Here is a 22,564-nt window from a genome sequence, read left to right on the forward strand (position 1 = left end):
TTTGTCATTGAAAATACTTTTGATACTTGTAGCTGCAGCTTCCTTCATTGCCATCATACTTATCTAGCAATCTAGCGCTCGGAAGCTTTTTTCCGGGCTTTATGTTTAAAGAAGATGCTTTAGTGCTTTAAAGTACGAAGAGGGACAGTCCCTCTTCATCCTTTAAAGCACTAAAGTGTACACCTGTACACACTATCACCACCAAGGAGGAATCTAAAATGAAAATATTAATAGCAGGTACCGGCGCGGTCGGCGGTTATTTTGGCGGAAGGCTTGCAGAGAAGGGCGAGGATGTGACTTTTCTTGTCCGTGAGGGACGTAAAAAGCAGCTCTCTGAAACCGGCCTTTCCATCCAGAGTGCACATGGGGATGTCCAGTTTAAGCCGAAGACACTTCTGACTGGGGAAAACCCCGATCCATTTGATGTTATCATTCTATCAGTGAAAGCCTATCATTTGGAAAGTGTAATAGAAAGCATTCAGCCATATGTTGGCGAGGAAACGATGATTCTTCCTTTGTTGAATGGCATGTCCCATGTGGATAAGCTTGTTGAAACATTCGGAGAGCATAATGTGATCGGCGGACTGTGTTTTGTGGAGTCAACTTTAGACTCAGAGGGACGCGTATTGCAGTCGAGTCCGATTCAGGATGTGGTTTTTGGTGAACGAACAGGAGAGAAAACAGATCGCATTTTGAGACTTCAGGATGCTTTCAGTGGCACTAAAGCCAACTTCACTTTATCTAAAAATATTGTCCAGGATATGTGGCATAAGTACTTATTCATTACCACTCTTTCCGGGGTGACCTCTCTTTTCCGTTCGCCGATTGGTCCTATAAGAGAAACGGAAGAAGGTGCCGCGGCTATTAAGCAAACTTTAGCTGAAACTGCTTCTATCATGAGAAGTTTAGGAGCACCGGTAGCCGGTGATATTGAAGAGAAACAACTGGAAAAACTGAACGGTATGGGCTATGAAATGAAGTCTTCCCTTCAGCGGGATATGGAAAAGGGGATGGGGATTGAAGCTGATCATTTATATGGATTTTTGTTAGACGCCGCTGATAAACTTAACATTGAGGCTCTGAATCTGAAGATCATTTATTCCAACCTGAAAGTCTATGAAAACAGTAAACATTAGAACCAGACAGCTTGTAGATAAAGTCTAAAAACAGACTTTGTCTACAAGTTTTTTCTTTCAGACTTTTCATTTCCTTATCCATTCATTTGATAACAGCCTGGCTATATTTTCAGCTGTCCTTTCAATATTTTCTTTCGCATTGAGCAATGCCTCTTCAAGTGTTACTGCTCCGGGGACAATGCCGAAGACACTGGTTATTCCTTCTTCATAAACCTTTTCATAGCCTGGTCCAATGCTTCCTGTTATAGCAATCACTGGTTTATTGAAGTGTTTTGCACAGCGGGCCACCGCAATAGGTGCCTTTCCGTGAACCGTTTGGGCATCCATCCTTCCTTCACCTGTTATGACAATGTCTGCATCAATTACGGCTTTTTTAAAATGAACCGCCTCCAACACAATCTCTGCTCCCGGACGAAAGTTTCCTTTTAAGAATCCTTTTGCTCCGGCCCCCATTCCTCCGGCAGCCCCGGAACCTGGAAAGCTTCTGACTTCCAACCCGGACTCCTCACTTAATTTTTGTCCATAATGGTTTAGATTGTTATCCAGCACCTTTATCATTTCCGGGGTAGCACCTTTTTGGGGACCGAATACTTTGGATGCGCCGTCAGGGCCAGTCAGCGGATTATCGACATCACATGCGATTTCGAATTCAATACCTCTCAACAGCTCCTTGATTTTAAGAAGTGATATGGAATCGATGTCACCGAGGGTTCCCCCGACAGGGATGAAGGAGTCTCCATTTCCTTTTAAGAATACAGCTCCAAGGGCAGCCGCCATTCCTGCTCCTCCATCGTTGGTAGAGGAGCCTCCAAGTCCCAGAATGATTTTCCTGGCTCCTTTGGTTACGGCATGCTTGATCAGTTCTCCCGTACCATAAGAAGTGGTGATCATCGGGTTACGGTCGCCAATAGGGACATAATGGAGCCCAGAAGCTGCCGCCATCTCAATAACGGCAGTTTCACCATCTCCCAGCCTTCCATAAGTTCCCTTCACCGATGTACCCAATGGACCTGTTACAGATAACGTGACAAACTCACCATTTGTCCCACTCACCAGTGACCGAACTGTTCCTTCACCACCGTCTGCGATTGGCAGCTTATCGGTGTGGATTTCCGGGAATAGCTTTCGAAACCCCCTTTCTATGTATTCACAAACCTCTTCTGCCGTCATGCTTTCTTTAAAAGAATCAGGTGCAATCAGTAACTTCAACTTCTTAGCTACCTCCTATTTTATCCTGGTTGTTTTTTCAAAAAATCTTCTATCACTTCCCGATGGCTCTTTACTATGTATTCCGGCAGTTCATGTTGTTCAAAGTATTGGAATTGAATGGATTCCACTTGGTCTACCACCAACTCCCCTTTTACATCAGCCGTGCTGTAGGCGGTTGTCACGACATAGAATTGATCACCATTGGCTGCAACAATGAAATATTTTCCCCCTGAATAGACGTCGATTAAGTCCAGCTTTCCGATGGTCAGCCCTGTTTCCTCGAGGACTTCACGGCGCGCAACATCTTCAGTTGACTCCCCGAGTTCCATCAATCCGCCCGGCAGCCCCCACGCTCCTTCCGGATGCCTCCTTTGCTGAAGCAATATCCTTCCTCTATCATCCAATATAACAACGACAGATCCAGGAAATATCAATGGCCGTTTCCCGACCAATTCCCGCAGCTCTTCAATATATCCCATAACATTCATCCTTCCCATTGATGTATTACTTTCCCGGAAAAACACCTTTTTTCCTTCTATGATTTTAAAATTACAAATACTCATCGTTTACCTTCCTCTTAAAAGAGGTAATTACACAATATACACAAGCACAAGCAATTTATGGGTTAGCTCAACTAAATCATAACAATAGATATCAAGGAGGCAATATATGATGGAAGCGAAGAGGACCTATTATGTAGATATGAGAAGCGGAGACATACTGGAAGAACCATCTTTTGAAGAAAGTGCCGGTTTAAAGATCTCTGCAACTCCTGAGGAAAAAACAGAATTACAGAAGTGTTTTGATGATAACTATGATGATGATGTTTCAACTTTCATCCGCTCCCACATCCCTTTTAAACAATACCATGATGACCCACAGGATGCTGCGTATGACCGGTCAATGCAGAAGATCTATGCCATGATCTATAAGCTGGGAGACTGGGAGACCAGGCAGCATATTGAAAAAATCGGTGTACTTGAAGAACATAAACCGCATGTGCGCGACGATATCGAAAACCTCAAATAAGCAGATACAAACGTCTGGATCTTTTTGAATCCAGGCGTTTTTACTATTCATCATGGGAAGTAAAAATCATTGTCCAACTGTTCAATGATTGGTATGCTATTATGCGGGTATTGTATTCAAAAAGAATAGATAGATTCCCACATTCAGGGAAATCTAAAAAGATATCATTAAGTGTTTTTGGATTTTTTATATTGGAGGCTCGTCTTCTTTGATTATCTTAGTTAAGACCTTATTAATCAATATAACCATCTTATTTTCATTTACGTTCAACGCCAATATATTTTTCCCATTTCAGTCAAAGCAGCCGCTTCCCTTAAAGCATAAAATCACCTACGGGCTTATTGGTTCACTCGGGGCGATGTTTTGCATGTTTTATCCAATAGAGACTTTAGGGCAGACCCATTTTGATCTGCGCATGATTGCGATCATGATTATTACCATTTATGGAGGGTGGCAGTCTGGAAGTATCGTCCTATTGGTTGTTTGCGTGTTTCGAGCGCTGATAGGCGGGCCGTTCGTATATGTAGGGTTAGCCGTTTCTGTTATCGCCTTTGCCATCGGCCTTCTGTTTAGAAAGCTGCTTTTAAAATCTCAGCATAAAATTCTTATGAGCTTACTCATACTTACTGTCTATTCGACGATATACATCATCATCATTTATTTTAGCATCAGCCTTCTCAACCTGACCTTTTACTTTGTTTATTTCAGCACTTTCTATCTGACTTTCATTGCACTTGTGATGATTATTGAAAGGCTGATTAAAACAAATAAGCAGATTGAAGAAATGGTATACCTGGATAAATTAAATATGGTCGGTCAAATGGCCGCTTCCATAGCACATGAAATCAGGAATCCGCTGTCAACTGTAAGAGGCTTCATTCAGCATCTTAGTGAAGATACAAAAGATGGCCAGTTGAAAAGGTTCTCTCCTCTCATCCTTGATGAGCTGGACCGTACGAACAAAATCATCACTGATTATCTGAACATTGCAAAGCCGGAACAGTTCCATTTGGCAACAATCAACTTGACCAACATTGTGCAGACTTGTGTTGATTTGCTCAGGCCTTTTGCGGCCTATTCAAACACTACCATCACTTTTGCAGAAGACAAGAATTACTTTATTCATGGGGATGAGCAGCATCTCAAGCAGGCCATTATGAATGTCATTAAAAATGGAATCGAATCAACAAGTGAACGTGGAACGGTCAATATTGACATCGGTCCGGGACAAACTCAGGACACAGTGGAAATCAATATTTCGGATAACGGCAACGGAATGACTCAGGAACAGCTAAGCAAGATCGGCCTTCCTTTCTATACAACAAAATCCAAGGGGACCGGGCTCGGCAGTATGGTCACCAATAAATTAATCAGGGAAATGCATGGAAAAATAGAATATGAAAGCCAGGTTGAAAAAGGGACCGAAGTACGGATCATCCTTCCGGTTCACCTGGAGAAATAAGCGGATTCCGAATAGGATCCGCTTTTTTTGCCTTGTTTTCCTGCTGATCCTGCTTAATTACAAATCCAGCATCCGAAAACAGCCGGAACCTGCTCCCATAATTTACATACACAAAAAAAGAGCTAACAACCAAAGTTGTTAACTCTCCTCAAATTACATATTTTTCAATGTGTCAGTCAATACCGGCACGATTTGTTTCTTGCGGGAAACCACACCTTTTAGGACAGCCGTGTTATTGTCCAGCTTGACGCCGTATGCTCTTTCAACCGCTTCTGTTTTGCCGCCTAATGCCAATCCGATGGAGTCACTGTTCAGGATATCTGTCACGACAAACAGGAACAGATCAAGTTCTTTTTCAGATACAGCTTTGGACATCGCTTCTTCAAGTTCGCTTTGGCGCGCCAGGACTTCATCTGTGTCTACGGCGTTCACTTGCGCTACTTCAACTTTGAAGCTGCCCATCTGGAATTCTTTCGCATCAAGGGAGATGAGATCAGCAGCAGTCTTGTCGCCGAGGCTTGCTCCGGCTTTCAGCATTTCTAATCCGTACTCGTCTGCATCCACTCCTGCAACTTGTGCCAGTTCACCGGCAGCTTCAACATCTTCATCCGTGCAAGTCGGGGATTTAAACAGCAGTGAATCGGAAATGATCGCAGACAGCATAAGGCCAGCCATCTCCTTACTGATGCTCAATCCCTTTTCCTTATAGATTTTATTTAAAATCGTTGCCGTACAGCCAACTGGCTCAGCACGATAGTATAACGGATCGCTTGTTTCGAAGTTTGCGATTCTGTGGTGGTCGATTACTTCAAGAACCTTCACTTCATCTATGTCATCAGCACTTTGCTGGCGCTCGTTATGGTCGACAAGGATGACTTCCTTCGCTTCAGAAGCAACCTTTTCAACCAGTGCAGGCGCCTCGACTTTGAAGTGATCAAGTGCATATTGAGTTTCTCCATTGATTTCACCAAGGCGGACAGGCTTAACGTCCATGCCTAACTGTGTTTTCAGGTCAGCGTAAACAAGAGCTGAACAAATCGAATCTGTATCAGGGTTTTTATGTCCAAAAATCAATACTTTATCCATGATTACTCTCCTTTTTCTTTTAGGTTATGTAGTCTTATTTTCAATAGCCAAATCATAACATACGACAGTATTTTATCATATCTGCAGGCTGATGTCCTTCACGTTAAGCTTAAACTAATCTTCATCCTTTATATCGGGATCCTCCGGCAGTGGTTCATTCTGCCACTGTTCCAGAAGCTTTTTGTAATTCTCCATTTGTTCTCGGTAGTTTTGAAAGTTAGCCTTGTTCACAAGATATTGTTCGCCGTCAAAGACCGCCCTGATCTTTTTGTGTTGAATCAATGACTCGATGTAATGTTCAGGCAGCGATAAATGATCCGCTATCTCCTTAACTGTCAGGTACATGGTCTCACCTCATTGGATTTTGATTTTAGGTTTGCAGGTTTAGTTATTTGCTAATCAGCAGTGTCTGCATTCTTATACCATCTTACTACCTGAAAGTACTTTTCAACAAGAAGCACAAAAAAAAGAGGCCTTGTACAGCAGCCTCATACCTTAAAATATAGATCATAATGCAGTTCACATCCCGGATTGAAAGCAGCAGAGCAATTCGGGCATTGCGAATGACACATCATGTATTCGTTGATACTCAGTTCATTTCCGCAGGCTCCACAAAGAACCGCTTTTTCTGAACGCTGCTCTTTTTCCCATACCTCTGCGGGATGGCCGGCTGTTTCCTGATGACATAAATGGCAGGGATAATAGGTATTACAGCACTTGAACTTAATGGCTATGATATCCCTGTCAGAATGGTAGTGCCTGCATCTCGTTTGCGGATCAACTTCAACGCCTTTGACTACATGGCCTTTTACATTGGCCGCTTTTTTACTTAACATCTGCTTTTATTGAAGGGGATTTAGCAATTTCTTTTTGAAGCTGGCCAAATAAGATTAAACGGTTCATCCGGAAGTCTGCCCTTAATGACCAGACAGGGTGCCCAAAAGTGGCTGGCTTGTTCCCTTCGATGAAAAAGTGGCTGATCCAAGCAAAAGCATAAGCCACAACAGGTGCCAGCAGCAAGAACCAGAAATTGAGTGTCACCACTGCCAGTAGGATGAAGACGAAAACAAAGCTTGTCCCGACAAAGTGCCAGGCCCTAGTGGAAGACTTGCTGTGCTGTGACAGATAAAACGGCCAATACTCTTCATAATTTTTAAAATCCACACTTTTTTCCTCCCTTTGTGAAAGCGTTTACTTAGTAATTCTCTATAAAAAATTCATTTCCTTTTCTTCATTATAACAAATAGAAAAAAGGAGAATATCTGCACCGCTAATACATCATCCTAAATATCAAAGGAGATGAGACCATGCCAAACGAAAACCGTAACCAGCATTCACAAACAACTCCTCATTTTGACGGTAAAAATGAAACGGTTGTAAATGACAGTACAGGCGCCCAAATGGGAGTAGCCATGGATACAAAACAGGACTTTGCCAGGCAGGAGAATCCCTTCCCTGTCAATTTAAAGGAAGATAAAGAAATGAAACAGCTTGACTCCCTAATCGGCCGCAATAAATGAACTTCGGAGAATTTCCGGACACTTGAATATAAAAATTCTTGCGTATAAGGAGGCTTTCTGATGTCTGATTGGAATGAACAGGCAGCACCGAATAATAATATCGGCTCTACCACCTTAAAAAAAGGAATGCCTGATAACAATCCGCATAAAACACGAAACCAAAAACAGCAAAAGAAAAAGCATGGTTCCTTATAAGGAGCCATGCTTTTTCCATTTATACAGATGCCAGGACAGGTTTCTTGTCTTCTTTATAAATCAATTCATATTGACGCTGCCTGATGTTAAAGAGGCTGAGCGGGTCTTTGACAAATTCCGGATTGGACTTCAACCTGCTTAATTCAGCTTCACTGTCTTCAATCAATGTCCTTGTGTCTAATGAGTTCTGTTGGAGTTCCGCCAGCGGCCCTCTGAAGAAAATCGAAACATCTCTTTCAATGGACTGCTGAAACAGCTGAAACTGACCCATGAATTTTTGCATAACAGCCTGCGCAATATCATCATAATTTTCGTTTTCAATGAACTTTGTATACTGGTTATGGAGCAGCTGTTTATTCTGGCCGATCGAGCCAAATATTTTCCCGACACTCTTCAAAAGCACTTGAGAAGGATTGCGGCGCAGCAGGATATTGACATGATCCTTCATGACTTTGCTTGTCATCCTGTCAGCATCTCTTCGCCAATCGTTCAGCACTTTGAAATCACAAAATAGATGAAGCCTTTCTTCCCCATACATAGCATTAAAGCTGTCTCTCATCTCTTCCAAGTAATACTGTCCCTTTTCAAATTCTGCTTTGGAGAAGGAAATCCACTCTTGCAAGTTATCCTTGAGAAGAGGCATCGCTGTATCTGTCAAATACTCTTCCAACCGCCTGTTCATCTCATCATTCAGGGCGAGGTGAAGGGTGCGAAAATCGCTGTCTTCCTTAATAAAATTCGTACAATCCTTCAACAACCCAGGGATATCCTCAACGATCCGTGCTTGAACCTCTGCTGTTTTTTCCAGGAAAGATTCCTTAATAGCTGCCATTTTATCAGATTCCAGTTCCTGAAGCTGTAGGTGAGCACCTTTAAGCTTCTTCTCCATATCACGGTTCCATTGGATGGAATCAATCAAATTATTTTCTCTGTCGACCCTCTGGCGAAGAAGGTCCTTTAAGATATCCTTGATAAAAAACAGCAGCTTTTCCGTTCGCTCATCGGCTTCAGGGGTGGTGAAGTGATAGCGGGCAATTGCTGAAAAATCATCGCTTGAAGCAGCTTGAAAAACATTGGCATCAGGGAAGTACTTCCCAAGCAGTGCTTTCGTCTCTCCTACTGTTTTGTCTTGGGCTTTCCCCTTTGTCATCGAAAGCAGTACATTGACCTTCAAATCCTGATTCTTTTCCTTAAGCTTAACAAGCCCTTGAAAAGCCTGCTCAGTAAGCCGCTGTTCCCCGTCAATGACATACAGTATGCTGTCTGCCATGTTGAGCACACTGTCTCCTGCTGCGTTGGAAGCTAGCAGCAGTTTCAAACTGTGTTCCTGCAGCAGCGGCGCAGGCTGCTCCTGCTGCAGCCATACTGTACCGGGCTGCCTGAGCAGCGCTGTCTCTTCCTGGAATTCCACCGCATTGTCCAGCGTTTCAATTCCTTTTTCAGAAATTTTCCTGAATACGGCCCTGCTATTATTTTTGATCAGTACAGGAGTTGTCGGCAGCTCAGATATCACGTTTTCTCCTGCAGCACGTCCTGTCAAAGTGAATATCTCCTGTTCGGACGAACCAAAGATCAGCATCCTGTGGACTGCCAGATCCTTCAATTCGTTGATGATCCAGTGATATCGGCTGTCCACTTTGACTTCATGGTTCTTCGCCCACTGAACAATCTCATCCAATAAGCCTAACGAAGCGGCAAAGCCATTTCTTTGTTCACCCGTTTTTGCAATCAGTTCTCTCGCATTTTTCACGGCCCAGGCATCAATGCTCTTTGAATACATTTCCGCCCATGCCAGCAAGGCCGATGATGCATAAACCGCATGCTTTGAATCGGTAATCTTGACCCATGCCTTCAGAAGATCGGGGATGGTTGTTCTCAATTCTTTAATGAAACGGTCCCCTTTCACCAGGAGTTCAAACGATTCATGGTAGAGCGGGGAAAGTTTGGACCAATGATCTTCCCGTTGGATCTCGACATCGAGGATCAATAAATTGACCTTTTCGATCCACTCATCAAATAGATCCGTTTCCTTGTAGCTGGCCCATAGGGAGGAAACGATTTCTTCGAATAAGAACTTATCCATTTTCGAAAGTGTAAATAGGGCTTCCACAAAGTAGCCTGGCGTAATATCCCTTGTTACATCTGAATCAATATATCCCTTCAAGGTTTCGAACCAGAAAAGTTCCTCGGTCCTGATTGCTTCATTGACCGCCAGCTCCACTGCACTGTGCCAATCTTTGTTCTCTTCAAAAAAACTTCGGGCAATCGAAGTCATATTTGGATAATCAGGGTTCATTGAGATGGCATTTTTGATTACAGCATCAGCATTCTCCAATCGTTCCTGTTTTAAGTAAAGGGAGAACAGCTGCAAAGCCACTTCTGCTTTTAAAGAAGGACTGTCTGTATTTACAGATTTGTATACTTCTTCTGCAGTCGACAATTCAACAAGTTCAAAAAAAGCATCTGCCGTGTTTTTCTGTGCCCATCCTGCCAACTCATTATTGATATTTTCCCATTTAAAGATTGCCGCTTCATAATCTTTGTGGTGGAAATAAACTTCCCCTTGGGCAAAGCGAATAAAAGACAGGTCCGGCAGGTCTTTTTGCTGTTCCGCAAGATAGGCTTCACCCAAACTGGCAATCGGGTGTTTCTGTTCATTCGTCTTCATCAATGTTTGATAAGATGTCTTATCTATGTAATGTTTCTCTGCATTCATGACAATCCTCCGCCTAAGTATAGTCATATACTTTTTCAGTTACTTTATTTTAACAAACTTCACCCCATGAAAGATTGCAATTTTACAACAATTTCTCTTATGTATGTAATATTCTTTATGAAATTGACCTCACAAGTTTCGGCTCAATCTATTTACCCGTTCTTACTTAAATATATCTGTGCCTTTATGTCTATTTGCATGTTTTGGAGTGATGGTGTTTATAGGCTTATATATAAATGTTGCCTGATTTCCGCTCCAGGTGTACGCTTACGTTCAGGAAACAGCGGTAAATAACCTTAAAGTAACCTCTTTAAGATAAGAGCCTAATAACATGAATGAACCGCATGAAGTCAAGAGTATATAACCCTTGATCTCATGCGGTTTTGTTTTCGATTATTTCTGCTTAAATCAATTAGTTTTCAACTTATGTCCCAGCCACCTATCGAGTATTATTTAAACCAGCCTTTCTCCTTCGACTGGGTAATGGCTTCGATCCGGTTTTTCACTTGCAGCTTGTCGAGTATGGCAGAGATGTAGTTTCTGACGGTCCCGGTTTTGATGCTGAGTTCATCGGCGATTTCTTTTGTGTTTTTGCCATCGGCGACGAGCTCGAGGACTTCGATTTCCCTGACTGTTAGCGGATTTCCTTCCCCATAGGCATCTTCTATAAGTTCAGGGGCATAGATTCTTTTGCCCGAGACGACACTGCGTATCGAATTGGCGAGATCCTCACTGGGGCTGTCTTTGAGGAGGTAACCGTTCACCCCCGCTTTTAGAGCCCGTTGAAAGTATCCTGCACGGGCAAAGGTCGTTAGGATGATCACTTTACAGCCTGATCCTTTCAGTTCTTCTGCTGCATCCAATCCGGTTTTACCGGGCATTTCTATATCCATGATACAGACATCAGGGCGGAATTTCTGAACAAGCCGCAATGCATCCTCTCCATTTGACGCTTTGCCGACTACTTCCATATCATCCTCTAAGTCGAGTAATGAACCGAATGCCCCCAACAGCATTTGCTGGTCTTCAGCAATCACGATTTTAATCATACCAATTCCCCCTGTTCTGTCTGTTTAACATCATTTGGCACCGTGATAATGAGTGTGGTCCCTTCTTGTTTCAGAACCTCCATGTCGCCATTGATAAATTCGAGCCTTTCCCTCATCCCGAGAAGGCCATGGCCTTTCCGTTCATCCTCTGCCGGCTCCCTGAATCGGCCGTTATCCTGAATGACCATGGTGATTTCCTTCCACGTTTGTTCAATCGTTATTTGACAAGCAGTTGCCCCACTATGCTTTACAATATTCGTGACCGCTTCTTTTAAGCACATGCTCAGAATATTTTCTGTCAGCAGGGAAACATTTTTCAGATCCAATTCTTTTACCCCTTCAAACTGGATTTCTGCAGCCTTAAGAATTTTCGCCACTGTAATGAGCTCATCTTCCAGCCGGATGCCCCTCATCGAAGAGACCATTTTCCGGACTTCATTCAATGCCGTTCTTGCTGTCTGCTGAACATCTTTCAGTTCATGCTTAGCCCTTTCAGGATCCTTGTTGATCAGCTTTCTGGCCAGATCGCTTTTCAACCCAATCAATGACAATTTCTGGCCAAGGGTATCGTGCAGGTCACGGGCGATCCTCTGTCTTTCCTCAAGTTTGCCAAGCTCCGAAATCTGCTTATTCGCATCCTCCAGTTTTTCTTCAAGCTGCCCTCGTTCATTGCGGTTATGGATGTTAAACGGAAGCAGAATGACACTGATCCAGATGATGATAACAAACGGGAACTGCTTAATGAACAGAGCCTCATCCTGCACAATCGTAATATTGATCGAAACCGTCGTACTGATCAGATGTGCGAAGTAAAGGATTAGAAATGTCTTTCGCTCTTTGATATTCCCGATGTAATGAGCAAGGAAGAAGGCAAAATACACATAGCTGAACAGTGATGTGGAAGCTGTTGAAATCCCAATCAGGATAAACGTCCATAAATAAACCGGCCACCCTTTTGAGAAGAAAGCGATTTGATAGAAGACAAAGAACAGGATGGTCAAAATCGTTCCGCTTATCATCACGATCATCGAGGAAGACTGGAATATAAAATAAAATGGCAGTATGTATAAAATGATCCATATATATGGGGAAACCCCGCTGTTGCGTTGAAAATCAAGATATCTTTTCAGCATTGCAGAACCTCTTCTTTTGCGACTTTTTGTCTGGCAGCTGGTTGCAGTACATGTAATAAACCAGCTATTGTGATCTTGGAAACTATATTACTTTCATCTTATCTTCTTTTACATCATTTTTCCATAAAGAATACGATCCAACCGGAGAGTTGGATCGCAGAAGTAAGCTTAATCTGTGACGGTTACATTTTCTACTTTTGAAACAGACTTAATATCTTTAAAACGGACAAACCTCTTTTTTTCCTCATCCCAAAGCCTGAACCTGAGCGATCTTAAGCTCGTAGCAAGGGTGATAGTCGGAACATGCTGCAACGGCTCATTACTGCGGTGGGCATCCTCCAACTTATAATTCGGTACTCTCGGTGCCAAATGATGTACATGATGAAAACCGATATTTCCTGTAAACCATTGAAGGATTTTCGGGAGCTTGTAGAATGAACTTCCTTCTACAGCAGCGAGTACAAAATCCCACTCCTTATTTTCTTCAAAATAGGAATCTTCAAATGTATGCTGAACATAAAATAACCATATGCCCATAATGCCGGCAATATAGAAGATGGTTCCATGTACGAGCAGGAATGCCTGCCAGCCGGCACTATAGCAAAGTACCGCAACGATGGCGGCAATGGCAATATTCGTGATATATGTATTGATCCGTTCTTTCTTGCGTGCTCCCTTACGGTTGAAACGATTTGTGATCAAAAATACGTAAATAGGGCCTAACCCGAACATTACAAGCGGATTGCGGTAAAGGCGGTAAGAGACTTTTTTCAAGAATGGTGCGCTCTTGTATTCATCGACCGTCATCATCCAGATATCACCGGTTCCGCGTTTATCCAGGTTTGAACTCGTCGCATGGTGGACGGAATGCTCATGCTGCCATTGATAAAACGGAAACAGTGTAATGACGCCAGTGATGGTGCCTATTAGTTGATTTGCCTTGCGATTTTTGAAAAATGAGTAGTGACAGCAATCATGAAAGATGATGAAAATCCGTGTAAGCAGACCTGCCCCTACTATTCCTGCAGCAAGGGTCAGCAGGTATGAAACAGAAAGGCTTAAATAAGCAAGAATCCATACTGAAATGAACAGAGCTAATGTTGTTACCAGCTGGAAAACACTTTTAGCCGTCTCCGAACCCTCAAACGGAGACACCTGCTTTCTTAATAAATTCGTCTTTTGTTTTGTCATTTACTTTTAGTTCCTTTCCTCTTTTTCTGTTGATGTTGTAAAAAGAAATAATAAAAATAATGGCAGATACATCTGTCATGACAAAATATGACAAGTGCCATGGGTGATGGAAAACACTGGATAAATAAGCCTTTAAAGGAGAATTTAACTTGATTCCCCTTTAGCATGAGCAAAAAATTGAAGCATTATTTCATTTTTTCAAAAGACTTTTTGGTGACTGTCATTACCCGGAATTTGTCGACTGCAGCAGCCAACTCCCACCCCCACAACCAAAGATTCATATACCCCGGTTGCCCCTGCATTAAAACGTTCTGGTTTAAATGCAGGGCTGATTTCTGTTATCAGTGTTTTTTAAATTGATATAATGAACTCAGATAAAGAAAATCTATTTCAGGAGGGCTATTATGGAAAAATACTCTATGAGAATCAACGGAGAAGATGTCGGACATGATCTCCCGGAAATTGAAGTGGCCAACCCGGCTGACTCCAAGATCATTGCTACTATTCCTAACGGTGGGAAAAGACAAGCGGAAATGGCCGTCGGTGCTGCCCATGAAGCCTTTCTTGACTGGTCTCAATATTCTGCCTATGAAAGAAGTGAGCTTCTGTTCAAATGGCACAAACTGATTGACGAAAATAAAGAGGATCTTGCCAGGACCATGACAATGGAACAGGGAAAACCATTAAAAGAAGCAATGGGCGAAATTCAATACGCCAATGGCTTCATCTCCTGGTATGCCGAAGAAGGTAAACGGGTGTACGGCGAGACGATCCCGGCCACTCAGCGGAATAAACGCCTGTTTGTCCAAAAGCAGCCTGTGGGAGTTGTGGCTGTCATTACTCCCTGGAATTTCCCGGCTGCCATGATTACCAGAAAAGTAGCGCCCGCTCTCGCTACCGGATGCACCGTGGTCATCAAACCGGCTGAACAGACACCTCTTACGGCATTAAAGCTGGCATTGCTGGCAGAAAAAGCCGGAATACCAAAAGGGGTCATTAACGTTGTCACAGGAGATGCAAAAGAAATTGGTGAAACATGGCTTGCCGATACACGGGTTCGCAAGCTTACGTTCACAGGTTCGACGCAGGTCGGCAAACTCTTGATGAGAGGTGCAGCAGAAACGGTTAAGAAAGTCTCCCTGGAGCTTGGCGGGCACGCCCCGGTGATTGTGATGGACGATTGTGATATAGAGAAGGCAGTAAGTGGTGTCATCGCAGCTAAATTCAGAAATGCCGGGCAGACATGTGTCTGCTCCAACCGGATTTATGTTCACGAGTCGATTGAAAAAGAATTCACTGAAAAACTCGTTGAGAGAGTTAAAGAACTGAAAGTCGGCAACGGACTGGAAGACGGTGTGGACATCGGCCCTCTTATTGATGAACGTGCTGTAGAAAAAGTGAAAAGCCATGTTGATGATGCGGTGAGCTCAGGGGCATCTATCGAATATGGCGGCAATACTGACAATGGACTTTACTTTGAGCCTACGATTCTCTCCAATATAAAAGACGATATGCTCTGCATGAGGGAAGAAACCTTTGGACCGCTGGCACCCATCACTTCTTTCACTTCACAAGAAGAAGTCGTGCAGCGTGCCAACGATTCCATATATGGCCTGGCAGCCTACGTTTTCACAGAAAACATCACAAAAGGAATTCAAATTTGTGAAGCTCTGCAGTATGGGATCGTCGGTTTGAATGATGGCTTGCCTTCGACCCCGCAGGCCCCATTCGGAGGATTCAAGCAAAGCGGGCTCGGCCGGGAAGGCGGACATCACGGCATTGAAGAATACCTGGAAGTGAAATATATTTCGTTAGGATTATAAGAATACAAAAAGATGGCCGTGAACATTTCCGGCCATCTTTTTTGATCTTCTATTCTTCTGGATGTGAGCGCATGATACTTAATCCGCCTATTATACCAGGCACCTTTCAATCAGGAATGCACTCTCTTTTTCTTCCTTTTTTCCTCGTACATATGCTTATCGGCTGATGTGTACAACTCATTCATTTTGCCGATGGAACTTGAACTGGAGGCAAAACCGATGGAGATCATGATTTTGATCGTCCTGCTGAAGCGGTTATAACTCGCTATTTTTTGCAGGATGATTTTCTTTACTTCTTCAGGAGAGTGCTGGTTTGTATCTTTTATCAGCACAGCAAATTCATCGCCGCCGATTCTGGAAATGATGAGATTGTCATTTTGAAGTGACCTGAAAATTTTGCTCGTTTCTTTGATTAATTCATCGCCGGTTTTATGTCCATGATAATCATTATAGTATTTCAGTTCATCCAGGTCACAAAGTAGAATTGCGGCCGGCATATCTTCTTTTTCATTCAGATGATCGGCTTCTTTTTCAAAAAAGCCACGGTTATATAAGCCAGACAAACTGTCATGGTGAGCCTTATACATCAATTCTTCCTGCAGCCGCATCTTCTCATCGATATTGCGGATAACCCCCTGGATCGCTATCATTTCACCGTTCTTATAAATCGGGGTGGCATACTCTTCGAAATACTTATAACTGCCTTCTGCATCTCTCCACCTTTGGATGATTGGGTCGCTGTAGTCAAGCTGTCCGGACATTTTATTGCTGACAACTTCCATGTCATCGGGATGCAGGAGTTCAAGTGAATGCCGGGCATCCTTCATCAGCCTTTTCAAGACCCCCGTCCCCAAGATGCTGTCAATGGAAGGACTCATATAACTGAACTTCAGGACAGGCTTTGTTTCGCAATAATAAATGATATCCTTTGACCGTTCGACAAGCTGAAAAATTCTTTTTTCGTTTTCCCTTGCACTGGAGTTTTTGATATAATCATAGCTTTTCAGAAGTAAAATACCCGCCGCAACCCCGGCCGTTAATGTCCATGCATCCATAGACAACCTCCTTGCCTACAAGTTATATGAAGTGATAACATTTCTAAATTTCTTTTCGCAGTCTTCTAATTTCTCCGGCTTGCCCAGCAAATATCCCTGTCCCATCTCAATACCAATTTCCCTTGCTGTATGGAGGTCGGGCTCTGTTTCAATCCCCTCAAGGATAAATCGAGTTTCATCTTTTGCAAAATCAAGAATCGCTTTTAGAAGATCCTGCTTTTTAGGATGTACCGATAAGTCTTTTGAGAAATACCGGTCAAATTTAATGATTTGCGGTTGGAGCTCCAGAACCATTTTCAATGACGAGTTCCCTTTTCCCAAGTCATCCATCGCAATCAGGAAGCCCCTTGATTTCAAGTCATGCAGTACCTTCCTGAACTGTACAAAATCATCATTTTGTTCTGCTTCATTTATTTCGAGAACGACCTTTTCAGGGGGAAGATCCACTCTTTCAAGAAGATTCTCTAAAAACTTTATGAAAAAAGGGTGCTTAATGGTCGAAGGAAATAGATTGACAGACAGGTAAGGAAAGCTCTTGTTGTTGAGGGAAAAGAATTCATTAAACACGTTAATCGACCTTTTGATGGCAGCAGTATCAAGTTCATAAAGAATGCCGTATTTCTTGGCATGGCAAAATACCAGTTCCGGATTAGAATCAAAGTCGCATCGAAAGAGACTCTCATAACCGATAATGCTGTTGTTATTCAGATTATAGACAGGCTGAAAGACATTCCAAAATTTTTCTTCAGTGATGATATCAGATAATGTTAATCCCATGGTGTGAAAAAAACTCCTAATCAGATAGTTTGATGTTTGTCCGCCGCTTGAAGGGGTGGTGAAGTTTTTACAGACAAAAAAAGACCATTCCTCTTCCGGAACAGTCTTTTAGACATGTGAAAATCCGGCAGCTGGCTGGCATCGTCTTCAGACTTTAGCCCCTTTAGCTTTGCGTCGCCACCTTTCGATGGGTTTGCCTTTATCAAATTTTTTTGAAATTATTTACAAACTAATTATATAGGTATTTAGTCCTTGGCGCAATATAACTTAGAAGAATATTTAAACTATTTTTACGGACTGATTTCCTGTTGTCTGCTTTCCATTTCCCTTAAGTAATGCTCCTTTAGTTCAGGAAACTCCTTTAAGTCCCGCTTTCCTTTTTCAGAAATCTCATAAATGCCCCGGTCAATACGCTCAAACCACTTATAAAAATTTTTACTTAAGATCGACTGTGTTTTATTGCCGGTTCCAAGTTTGACAAGTTCCCTCGGACGTAAAGGCCCGCACTCGCCAAGATAACTTGCAATCTGGATACAATTTTCTTTATAAGCCGTCATGATTTTCGTTTTATTGCTCCCGCCCACATTGTAATCAGCACTCCTGCCTTCAATCTCTGCCAGCAGAGCTTTTCTCTTCCGGCTTCCTCCCCTTTTGCTTTTCATCATATCAAAGGGTTCTGGATGGTGGATAAATTGAAGTTTTGGCGTTTTCGTCGTAAACGAGACGGTGATCAAACCTAATTCGAGCCGTCTCACAAGATGGCAGGTGTCTTTCCATCGTCGTGATCTCATATTTTTCGGCCGCGGGATTGCTATATAAACCAGGTCTGACAGCCTTTGGCGTTTGGCCGCCTGAATCAGCAGGTCGACAGTCAAATTGAGCTTGAGCTCCACAATAACGAGATCATCCTCTTTGAGAGCCGTCAAATCACAATCATTCACTTCACCATTGACTTTATAGCCTTCCTTCGTGAAATGTTTTTGTATCGGCTTATACAAGTCGACTTCCAATATCTTTTTCTTTTCACTCATGATAAAAACCTTCCCAAATAAAACTAATCAAACGTTTGATTAATACTTTTATCCTTATTATATCATCAAAAGCTGAAGCGCCTTGATTAATCCCGACAGACAAATAACTCGAGTGGCCGGGTACATTCCGGCGGTGTAAGGAGCTTCGGGAGCTGGAGCTGGACGCCAGGCAAAATTCCTTTTGGAAAGCCCCCTTGTAAGCAATAATCTAATTTAAGGAATCGTTGTTTCGTTTTGGAGAGATAATAATTTCAATGAGAATTTGAATGAGGAGGATGTTTGAATGTTTAGCTTTAATAATCATAACGTCATGGACAGGCTTCTAAAAAGTACAATATTATCTACTATACTGAGCATGGTCGGAATTACATTAACCATTTATCATCATTATAAAGTGACGTCGTTATTAATTTCAATTTTACATCAGAAGAACACACCCGGTGAATAGTCTTTGCACTAAAGAGAAAAAGCGTCCTGGAATTCGCTCCCTGGGCGCTTTTCGCTATTCGGTTCTGAAGTTCACTTCACCGACGCCTGTATCAACTTTTACTGTAATAATGATATCTGCAGATTCATAGGCATCATTGACATAGGTATTATTTCCTTTGGAAGTAAATCCCTCAAAATTGGACTTTCCAATGCCTTCTTGAGACTGGATTTTGACTCCGGTCCCTTTTGGTAAAATGACAGTCGTCTCGCCAACACCTGTATTGATATCGACATCAAAACTTTCTTTCCACTCACCGCTAAGATCCACCTCGACATCACCCACTCCTGCATCCACTCTCAGGTCCTTAAGCTGCATGCCGCTTAAATCCAGATTTGTATCTGATGCCCCTGATGTGACGTGCAGGTCAATCGGCAGCTCTTCTGAAAGCTGAAGGTCCCAGCCATTTTTCATATTGCCGAACCCTACGCTTACATTAATATTCTTTTTTTGCTTGATAACGACTTCACCTTTATCGCCGTTGAGATCATAATCCACCTCAGGCTTCAAATCATCATTATTATATTCAATTTCCCCTGTAACCCATTCAACTGCACCGCCGGATACGTTCATCTCCCCTGCACCCAGCTGAAGATCAACTTTCAATTCTTTCGCAGAATCTTTTTCTACCTTTATTTGGTGTTCTTCCACATCACCCTTGCCAAATGTTACAGATTCCAAGGCGTTGCAGCCTGTTGCTATCACTAGTACTGAACTAAGTAAGACACCAGCCAATAATTGTTTTTTCATTTTAGTTCCTCCCAATCACTCTGTTTATACTTTAATCTTATACAAAAGAATGAATTGGTAAAACGCACCACAGAATTAAAGTGAGCTACGTCTTAAGGAGTAGTTCGTGCAGGTATAATAATGAGTCGCCCGTTAGCTTGAAATTTGGGGTGCAGGGGTGTCAGGGGCACATGGATTGAACTCTCACAATCCAGATGTCCCTGGACTGGTTCTAAAGACATTTAGGTTTGAATTTTTATATCTATATGTTCCTTAACCGCTTCTAAAGACATTTAGGTTTGAATTCTTAAATCTATATGTCCCTTAACCGCTTCTAGGGACATCTAGGTTTGAATTTTTATATCTATATGTCCCTTAACTGCTTCTAAAGACATCTAGTTTTGAATTCTTAAATCTATATGTCCCTTAACCGCTTCTAGGGACATCTAGGTTTGAATTTTTATATCTAAATGTCCCTTAACCGCTTCTAGGGACATTTAGGTTTGAATTTTTATATCTATATGTCCCTTAACCGCTTCTAGGGACATTTAGGTTTGAATTTTTATATCTATATGTCCCCTAACTGCTTCTAGGGACATCTAGTTTTGAATTTTTATATCTATATGTCCCTTAACCGCTTCTAAACACATTTAATCTGCCGCTCTAAAATCTATATGTCCCTAGACAGCATGCAAAGATTGAATTCCATCTGTTGAATACAAAAAAGGGAGCAGCATATGCGCCGCTCTCTCATCCATTATATCCCCTTCAAACTCTCATTCAGCATATTGAAAGCTTCTGTCAGCTTTTCTTTTGGGATATTGCCATACAGGTCCCCAAGGCTGACCTCATAATAACATGTATCCTCTCCTGTTTCCCTCAGATAGCCGCTTAAGCCGACACCAGTTTTTTCATATAGATCCACCAGCAGGGGCTCCAGTTTTTCTTTTCCAACTGCATAGTGAACATGAAACATGTTGGAAACAGGTTCTTCGGGCAGGGTCGAGACATTTTCACAGCTATTATAAAAGCTTGCAAGTTCTTTCGCATTTTCATAGTACTGACCCATTTTTTCCGCCCTGCGGTCAAAATAATAATCGGCACTGATGATATATGGATAAAGGCTGATCAAGTCACCGCCATGCCGTCTTTTCCATACTTTTGACTGCTTCATGAAGTCTTCATCGCCTGCAAGGATGGCTCCGGCGACTCCGCCAATTCCTTTGTAAAGGGATATGTACACACTGTCAAACAGCTCGCAAACCTCTGCTGCAGTTTTCTCATAATAAGGCAGGACTTCCAAGAGCCTCGCTCCGTCCAAGTGCAGGCGGATCCCCTGCTCCCTGCAGTGCTCAGAAATCGCCTTCAGTGTTTCGAAATCAGGAAGCTGCCCGCCGATTTCGCGCTGGGGCAATTCCAAAAGGATGGCTGCAACTTCTTCTTTCATGTTTTTTACATCAATAAGCGAGATGACACTATCTTCATCTGCCAGCAGAACCGTTTCAATCCCATGAAGCTCTTTAATTCCATCTTCTTCATGGATTTCCAGGTGGGAAAGTGGATGGTAAGCCACCTTCTTCAAGCCCTTTTCATCACACCAGATTCTTAAAGCAATTTGCTGTGCCATCGTACCGCTCGGAAAAAAGACGGCAGCTTCCTTCCCCAGCAGCTTCGCCATCTTAACCTGAAAGTCTTCAATGACTTTTCCACCACCATAAATATCACTGTCCGTATCAGGAGATACCTGTTCAAACGCCTCTTTCAGCACCCCGATATTTCTGTCACCATGTCCACCGGTTTTGTAGGACGTTTCTTTAAATGCCTCAACCAATGATTTGTTTCCGCTCATCTTTTCCACTCCTTATGGTGACAGGCACTCCCCGGTTTAGGTCGAATCGTTTTCGACAAATTCCGGGGTGTGCCAGTCACGCCAAGTTATTTTAGAAATGCTTTCAGCCGCTTTTGATACTCTTCTTCTGCCACAGTATAGGCTTCTGTATGTCCAGCACCCGGTACAATCCATAGTTGCTTTTCCCCTGAGGCTGCTTCATAAAGCTCATCCGCCATTTCTGCCGGGACTAACTCATCTTGATCTCCGTGGATGATGAACAACGGCAGTTTGTTCTTCTTCACCTGTTCAACAGCAGAGGCTTCTGCAAAAGTGTAGCCTGCACGTGCTTTGGTAACCGCACTGGTGATTTCCATTAGTGGGAACGGCGGAAGGTGATATAAATATTTTAATTGATGAGCCAGTTCTTCTTCCACAGAAGTATAACCGCTGTCTGCAATGATTCCTTTCACTTCTGGCGGAAGGTTTTCCCCGCTCGTCATAAGCACAGTCGCCGCTCCCATCGAGAAACCATGAAGGTAGATGTCTTCTTCTCCATATTCATTGATTAATAGATTCACCCATTTCTGGTAGTCCTTTCTGTCATCCCAGCCATAGCCGATATATTCGCCTTCACTGTCGCCGTGCCCCCTTGCATCCGGCTTCAGGACATCATATCCTTGCTCGTAATAAAACTTGGTTATGCCCGGCATCTGTTCATTATTCCCTTTATATCCGTGAGCCAGAATAACCGCCTTCCCTTGAGGGTCTTCCTGTTTCAACAAAGCGGCACTTAACGTCAATCCGTCATGGGATTCGATCTCGACCGTTTCAAAGGTCTGCTCCTCCGTCCACTTCAGCACTTCTTCCAATTTAGCCTGCTCTTCCTCATCGACCATGGCGCTCGCTTCCTCGGTGCCCCCATATAAGTCGACCGCCTCATGGCTGCGATTAATGGCTACATTATAAAAATAATTGCCTGCTCCGATAAACAAGATTACAGCCACACCGACTGCGATGCTTCCCCACTTCAAACTCTTTTTCATCATCAAACTCCTTATGAATCAATTAATCTACTTGAAAAATATAAGCTCTATAGAAATTAAAT

General features: G+C 42.8%; 23 protein-coding genes and 1 riboswitch. Of the genes, 7 read left to right on the forward strand and 16 right to left on the reverse strand.

The features are described from left to right. The first annotated feature begins 218 nt into the window (after positions 1-218). Positions 219-1,136 carry a ketopantoate reductase family protein gene (locus tag M1E09_RS18270; protein ID WP_456272246.1) on the forward strand — a complete coding sequence of 306 codons (918 nt, stop codon included), beginning with the start codon at positions 219-221 and terminating at the stop codon, positions 1,134-1,136. A gap of 66 nt (positions 1,137-1,202) precedes the next feature. On the opposite strand, the gene M1E09_RS18275 is transcribed toward M1E09_RS18270, so the two are convergent. Together M1E09_RS18275 and M1E09_RS18280 are read right to left on the reverse strand one after the other, a co-directional pair. Next, a complete protein-coding gene (locus tag M1E09_RS18275) occupies positions 1,203-2,345 on the reverse strand; it encodes a glycerate kinase family protein (RefSeq protein WP_456272247.1) in 1,143 nt (380 codons plus the stop codon). Positions 2,346-2,365: 20 nt separating this feature from the next. Beyond that, a complete protein-coding gene (locus M1E09_RS18280) occupies positions 2,366-2,824 on the reverse strand; it encodes an NUDIX hydrolase (protein WP_456275031.1) in 459 nt (152 codons plus the stop codon). A 190-nt stretch (positions 2,825-3,014) separates the two neighbouring features. On the opposite strand from M1E09_RS18280, the gene M1E09_RS18285 reads away from it, so the two are divergent. After that, positions 3,015-3,374: a hydrolase gene (locus tag M1E09_RS18285; protein ID WP_456272248.1), complete on the forward strand. Its 360-nt coding sequence runs from the start codon at positions 3,015-3,017 to the stop codon at positions 3,372-3,374. A gap of 208 nt (positions 3,375-3,582) precedes the next feature. Next, positions 3,583-4,836, forward strand: coding sequence for an ATP-binding protein (locus M1E09_RS18290; RefSeq protein ID WP_456272249.1), 1,254 nt, complete (start codon positions 3,583-3,585; stop codon positions 4,834-4,836). Between the two features lie 153 nt (positions 4,837-4,989). Here M1E09_RS18290 and M1E09_RS18295 read toward each other — a convergent pair whose 3' ends face one another. From M1E09_RS18295 to M1E09_RS18310, 4 genes are all read right to left on the reverse strand, one after another. Continuing rightward, positions 4,990-5,922 (reverse strand): manganese-dependent inorganic pyrophosphatase, encoded by a 933-nt coding sequence (locus tag M1E09_RS18295; RefSeq protein ID WP_456272250.1) that lies wholly within the window; start codon positions 5,920-5,922, stop codon positions 4,990-4,992. Positions 5,923-6,036: 114 nt separating this feature from the next. Beyond that, entirely contained in the window at positions 6,037-6,267 is a 231-nt protein-coding gene (locus tag M1E09_RS18300; protein ID WP_456272251.1) for an excisionase family DNA-binding protein, read from the reverse strand. 143 nt (positions 6,268-6,410) lie between these two features. Continuing rightward, positions 6,411-6,758: a CHY zinc finger protein gene (locus M1E09_RS18305; protein ID WP_456272252.1), complete on the reverse strand. Its 348-nt coding sequence runs from the start codon at positions 6,756-6,758 to the stop codon at positions 6,411-6,413. Further along, positions 6,748-7,086 (reverse strand): Mpo1-like protein, encoded by a 339-nt coding sequence (locus tag M1E09_RS18310; protein ID WP_456272253.1) that lies wholly within the window; start codon positions 7,084-7,086, stop codon positions 6,748-6,750. Before M1E09_RS18310 ends, M1E09_RS18305 begins: the two co-directional genes overlap by 11 nt. Positions 7,087-7,229: 143 nt before the next feature. On the opposite strand from M1E09_RS18310, the gene M1E09_RS18315 reads away from it, so the two are divergent. After that, positions 7,230-7,442 carry a hypothetical protein gene (locus tag M1E09_RS18315; protein ID WP_456272254.1) on the forward strand — a complete coding sequence of 71 codons (213 nt, stop codon included), beginning with the start codon at positions 7,230-7,232 and terminating at the stop codon, positions 7,440-7,442. 60 nt (positions 7,443-7,502) lie between these two features. Continuing rightward, complete coding sequence (locus M1E09_RS18320) at positions 7,503-7,637, forward strand: hypothetical protein (protein ID WP_456272255.1); 135 nt, start codon at positions 7,503-7,505, stop codon at positions 7,635-7,637. 19 nt (positions 7,638-7,656) lie between these two features. Here the strand turns inward: M1E09_RS18320 and M1E09_RS18325 are convergent, their stop codons facing one another. The 4 genes from M1E09_RS18325 to M1E09_RS18340 form a co-directional block, all read right to left on the reverse strand. Continuing rightward, positions 7,657-10,353 carry a tetratricopeptide repeat protein gene (locus M1E09_RS18325; protein ID WP_456272256.1) on the reverse strand — a complete coding sequence of 899 codons (2,697 nt, stop codon included), beginning with the start codon at positions 10,351-10,353 and terminating at the stop codon, positions 7,657-7,659. Between the two features lie 449 nt (positions 10,354-10,802). Further along, positions 10,803-11,402, reverse strand: coding sequence for a response regulator (locus M1E09_RS18330; protein ID WP_456272257.1), 600 nt, complete (start codon positions 11,400-11,402; stop codon positions 10,803-10,805). Beyond that, complete coding sequence (locus tag M1E09_RS18335; protein WP_456272258.1) at positions 11,399-12,535, reverse strand: histidine kinase; 1,137 nt, start codon at positions 12,533-12,535, stop codon at positions 11,399-11,401. Before M1E09_RS18335 ends, M1E09_RS18330 begins: the two co-directional genes overlap by 4 nt. A gap of 168 nt (positions 12,536-12,703) precedes the next feature. Then, positions 12,704-13,726, reverse strand: coding sequence for a fatty acid desaturase (locus tag M1E09_RS18340; protein WP_456272259.1), 1,023 nt, complete (start codon positions 13,724-13,726; stop codon positions 12,704-12,706). Positions 13,727-14,130: 404 nt separating this feature from the next. On the opposite strand from M1E09_RS18340, the gene M1E09_RS18345 reads away from it, so the two are divergent. Continuing rightward, the gene (locus M1E09_RS18345; protein WP_456272260.1) at positions 14,131-15,549 is read left to right on the forward strand and encodes an NAD-dependent succinate-semialdehyde dehydrogenase; all 1,419 of its coding nucleotides are present in this window, start codon (positions 14,131-14,133) and stop codon (positions 15,547-15,549) included. Positions 15,550-15,659: 110 nt separating this feature from the next. Here M1E09_RS18345 and M1E09_RS18350 read toward each other — a convergent pair whose 3' ends face one another. The 3 genes from M1E09_RS18350 to M1E09_RS18360 all read right to left on the reverse strand — a co-directional run bounded on the left by M1E09_RS18350 (position 15,660) and on the right by M1E09_RS18360 (position 18,412). Continuing rightward, positions 15,660-16,604 carry a sensor domain-containing diguanylate cyclase gene (locus M1E09_RS18350; protein WP_456272261.1) on the reverse strand — a complete coding sequence of 315 codons (945 nt, stop codon included), beginning with the start codon at positions 16,602-16,604 and terminating at the stop codon, positions 15,660-15,662. Positions 16,605-16,619: 15 nt separating this feature from the next. Then, positions 16,620-17,381 carry an EAL domain-containing protein gene (locus tag M1E09_RS18355; RefSeq protein ID WP_456272262.1) on the reverse strand — a complete coding sequence of 254 codons (762 nt, stop codon included), beginning with the start codon at positions 17,379-17,381 and terminating at the stop codon, positions 16,620-16,622. A 123-nt stretch (positions 17,382-17,504) separates the two neighbouring features. Beyond that, a riboswitch (cyclic di-GMP riboswitch) is annotated at positions 17,505-17,589 on the reverse strand. Positions 17,590-17,671: 82 nt separating this feature from the next. Continuing rightward, positions 17,672-18,412 (reverse strand): DUF2161 domain-containing phosphodiesterase, encoded by a 741-nt coding sequence (locus M1E09_RS18360; protein WP_456272263.1) that lies wholly within the window; start codon positions 18,410-18,412, stop codon positions 17,672-17,674. A gap of 283 nt (positions 18,413-18,695) precedes the next feature. On the opposite strand from M1E09_RS18360, the gene M1E09_RS18365 reads away from it, so the two are divergent. Continuing rightward, positions 18,696-18,860 (forward strand): hypothetical protein, encoded by a 165-nt coding sequence (locus M1E09_RS18365; RefSeq protein WP_456272264.1) that lies wholly within the window; start codon positions 18,696-18,698, stop codon positions 18,858-18,860. Positions 18,861-18,914: 54 nt separating this feature from the next. On the opposite strand, the gene M1E09_RS18370 is transcribed toward M1E09_RS18365, so the two are convergent. The 3 genes from M1E09_RS18370 to M1E09_RS18380 all read right to left on the reverse strand — a co-directional run bounded on the left by M1E09_RS18370 (position 18,915) and on the right by M1E09_RS18380 (position 22,505). Beyond that, positions 18,915-19,649, reverse strand: a complete 735-nt coding sequence (locus M1E09_RS18370; RefSeq protein WP_456272265.1) for a toast rack family protein — start codon at positions 19,647-19,649, stop codon at positions 18,915-18,917. Between the two features lie 736 nt (positions 19,650-20,385). Continuing rightward, positions 20,386-21,477: a threonine aldolase family protein gene (locus M1E09_RS18375; RefSeq protein ID WP_456272266.1), complete on the reverse strand. Its 1,092-nt coding sequence runs from the start codon at positions 21,475-21,477 to the stop codon at positions 20,386-20,388. Between the two features lie 86 nt (positions 21,478-21,563). After that, positions 21,564-22,505 (reverse strand): alpha/beta hydrolase, encoded by a 942-nt coding sequence (locus tag M1E09_RS18380; protein ID WP_456272267.1) that lies wholly within the window; start codon positions 22,503-22,505, stop codon positions 21,564-21,566. Between the last annotated feature and the right edge of the window lie 59 nt (positions 22,506-22,564).

Source organism: Bacillus sp. AK031, assembly GCF_053903065.1.

Excerpts from the sequence above, each read along its gene's own strand:
- M1E09_RS18270 (WP_456272246.1), top strand. The coding sequence starts at position 219 with ATGAAAATATTAATAGCAGGTACCGGCGCGGTCGGCGGTTATTTTGGC.
- M1E09_RS18280 (WP_456275031.1), bottom strand. The coding sequence starts at position 2,824 with ATGGGATATATTGAAGAGCTGCGGGAATTGGTCGGGAAACGGCCATTG.
- M1E09_RS18285 (WP_456272248.1), top strand. The coding sequence starts at position 3,015 with ATGATGGAAGCGAAGAGGACCTATTATGTAGATATGAGAAGCGGAGAC.
- M1E09_RS18295 (WP_456272250.1), bottom strand. The coding sequence starts at position 5,922 with ATGGATAAAGTATTGATTTTTGGACATAAAAACCCTGATACAGATTCG.
- M1E09_RS18300 (WP_456272251.1), bottom strand. The coding sequence starts at position 6,267 with ATGTACCTGACAGTTAAGGAGATAGCGGATCATTTATCGCTGCCTGAA.
- M1E09_RS18305 (WP_456272252.1), bottom strand. The coding sequence starts at position 6,758 with ATGTTAAGTAAAAAAGCGGCCAATGTAAAAGGCCATGTAGTCAAAGGC.
- M1E09_RS18315 (WP_456272254.1), top strand. The coding sequence starts at position 7,230 with ATGCCAAACGAAAACCGTAACCAGCATTCACAAACAACTCCTCATTTT.
- M1E09_RS18320 (WP_456272255.1), top strand. The coding sequence starts at position 7,503 with ATGTCTGATTGGAATGAACAGGCAGCACCGAATAATAATATCGGCTCT.
- M1E09_RS18325 (WP_456272256.1), bottom strand. The coding sequence starts at position 10,353 with ATGAATGCAGAGAAACATTACATAGATAAGACATCTTATCAAACATTG.
- M1E09_RS18330 (WP_456272257.1), bottom strand. The coding sequence starts at position 11,402 with ATGATTAAAATCGTGATTGCTGAAGACCAGCAAATGCTGTTGGGGGCA.
- M1E09_RS18335 (WP_456272258.1), bottom strand. The coding sequence starts at position 12,535 with ATGCTGAAAAGATATCTTGATTTTCAACGCAACAGCGGGGTTTCCCCA.
- M1E09_RS18340 (WP_456272259.1), bottom strand. The coding sequence starts at position 13,726 with ATGACAAAACAAAAGACGAATTTATTAAGAAAGCAGGTGTCTCCGTTT.
- M1E09_RS18345 (WP_456272260.1), top strand. The coding sequence starts at position 14,131 with ATGGAAAAATACTCTATGAGAATCAACGGAGAAGATGTCGGACATGAT.
- M1E09_RS18350 (WP_456272261.1), bottom strand. The coding sequence starts at position 16,604 with ATGGATGCATGGACATTAACGGCCGGGGTTGCGGCGGGTATTTTACTT.
- M1E09_RS18355 (WP_456272262.1), bottom strand. The coding sequence starts at position 17,381 with ATGGGATTAACATTATCTGATATCATCACTGAAGAAAAATTTTGGAAT.
- M1E09_RS18360 (WP_456272263.1), bottom strand. The coding sequence starts at position 18,412 with ATGAGTGAAAAGAAAAAGATATTGGAAGTCGACTTGTATAAGCCGATA.
- M1E09_RS18365 (WP_456272264.1), top strand. The coding sequence starts at position 18,696 with ATGTTTAGCTTTAATAATCATAACGTCATGGACAGGCTTCTAAAAAGT.
- M1E09_RS18370 (WP_456272265.1), bottom strand. The coding sequence starts at position 19,649 with ATGAAAAAACAATTATTGGCTGGTGTCTTACTTAGTTCAGTACTAGTG.
- M1E09_RS18375 (WP_456272266.1), bottom strand. The coding sequence starts at position 21,477 with ATGAGCGGAAACAAATCATTGGTTGAGGCATTTAAAGAAACGTCCTAC.
- M1E09_RS18380 (WP_456272267.1), bottom strand. The coding sequence starts at position 22,505 with ATGATGAAAAAGAGTTTGAAGTGGGGAAGCATCGCAGTCGGTGTGGCT.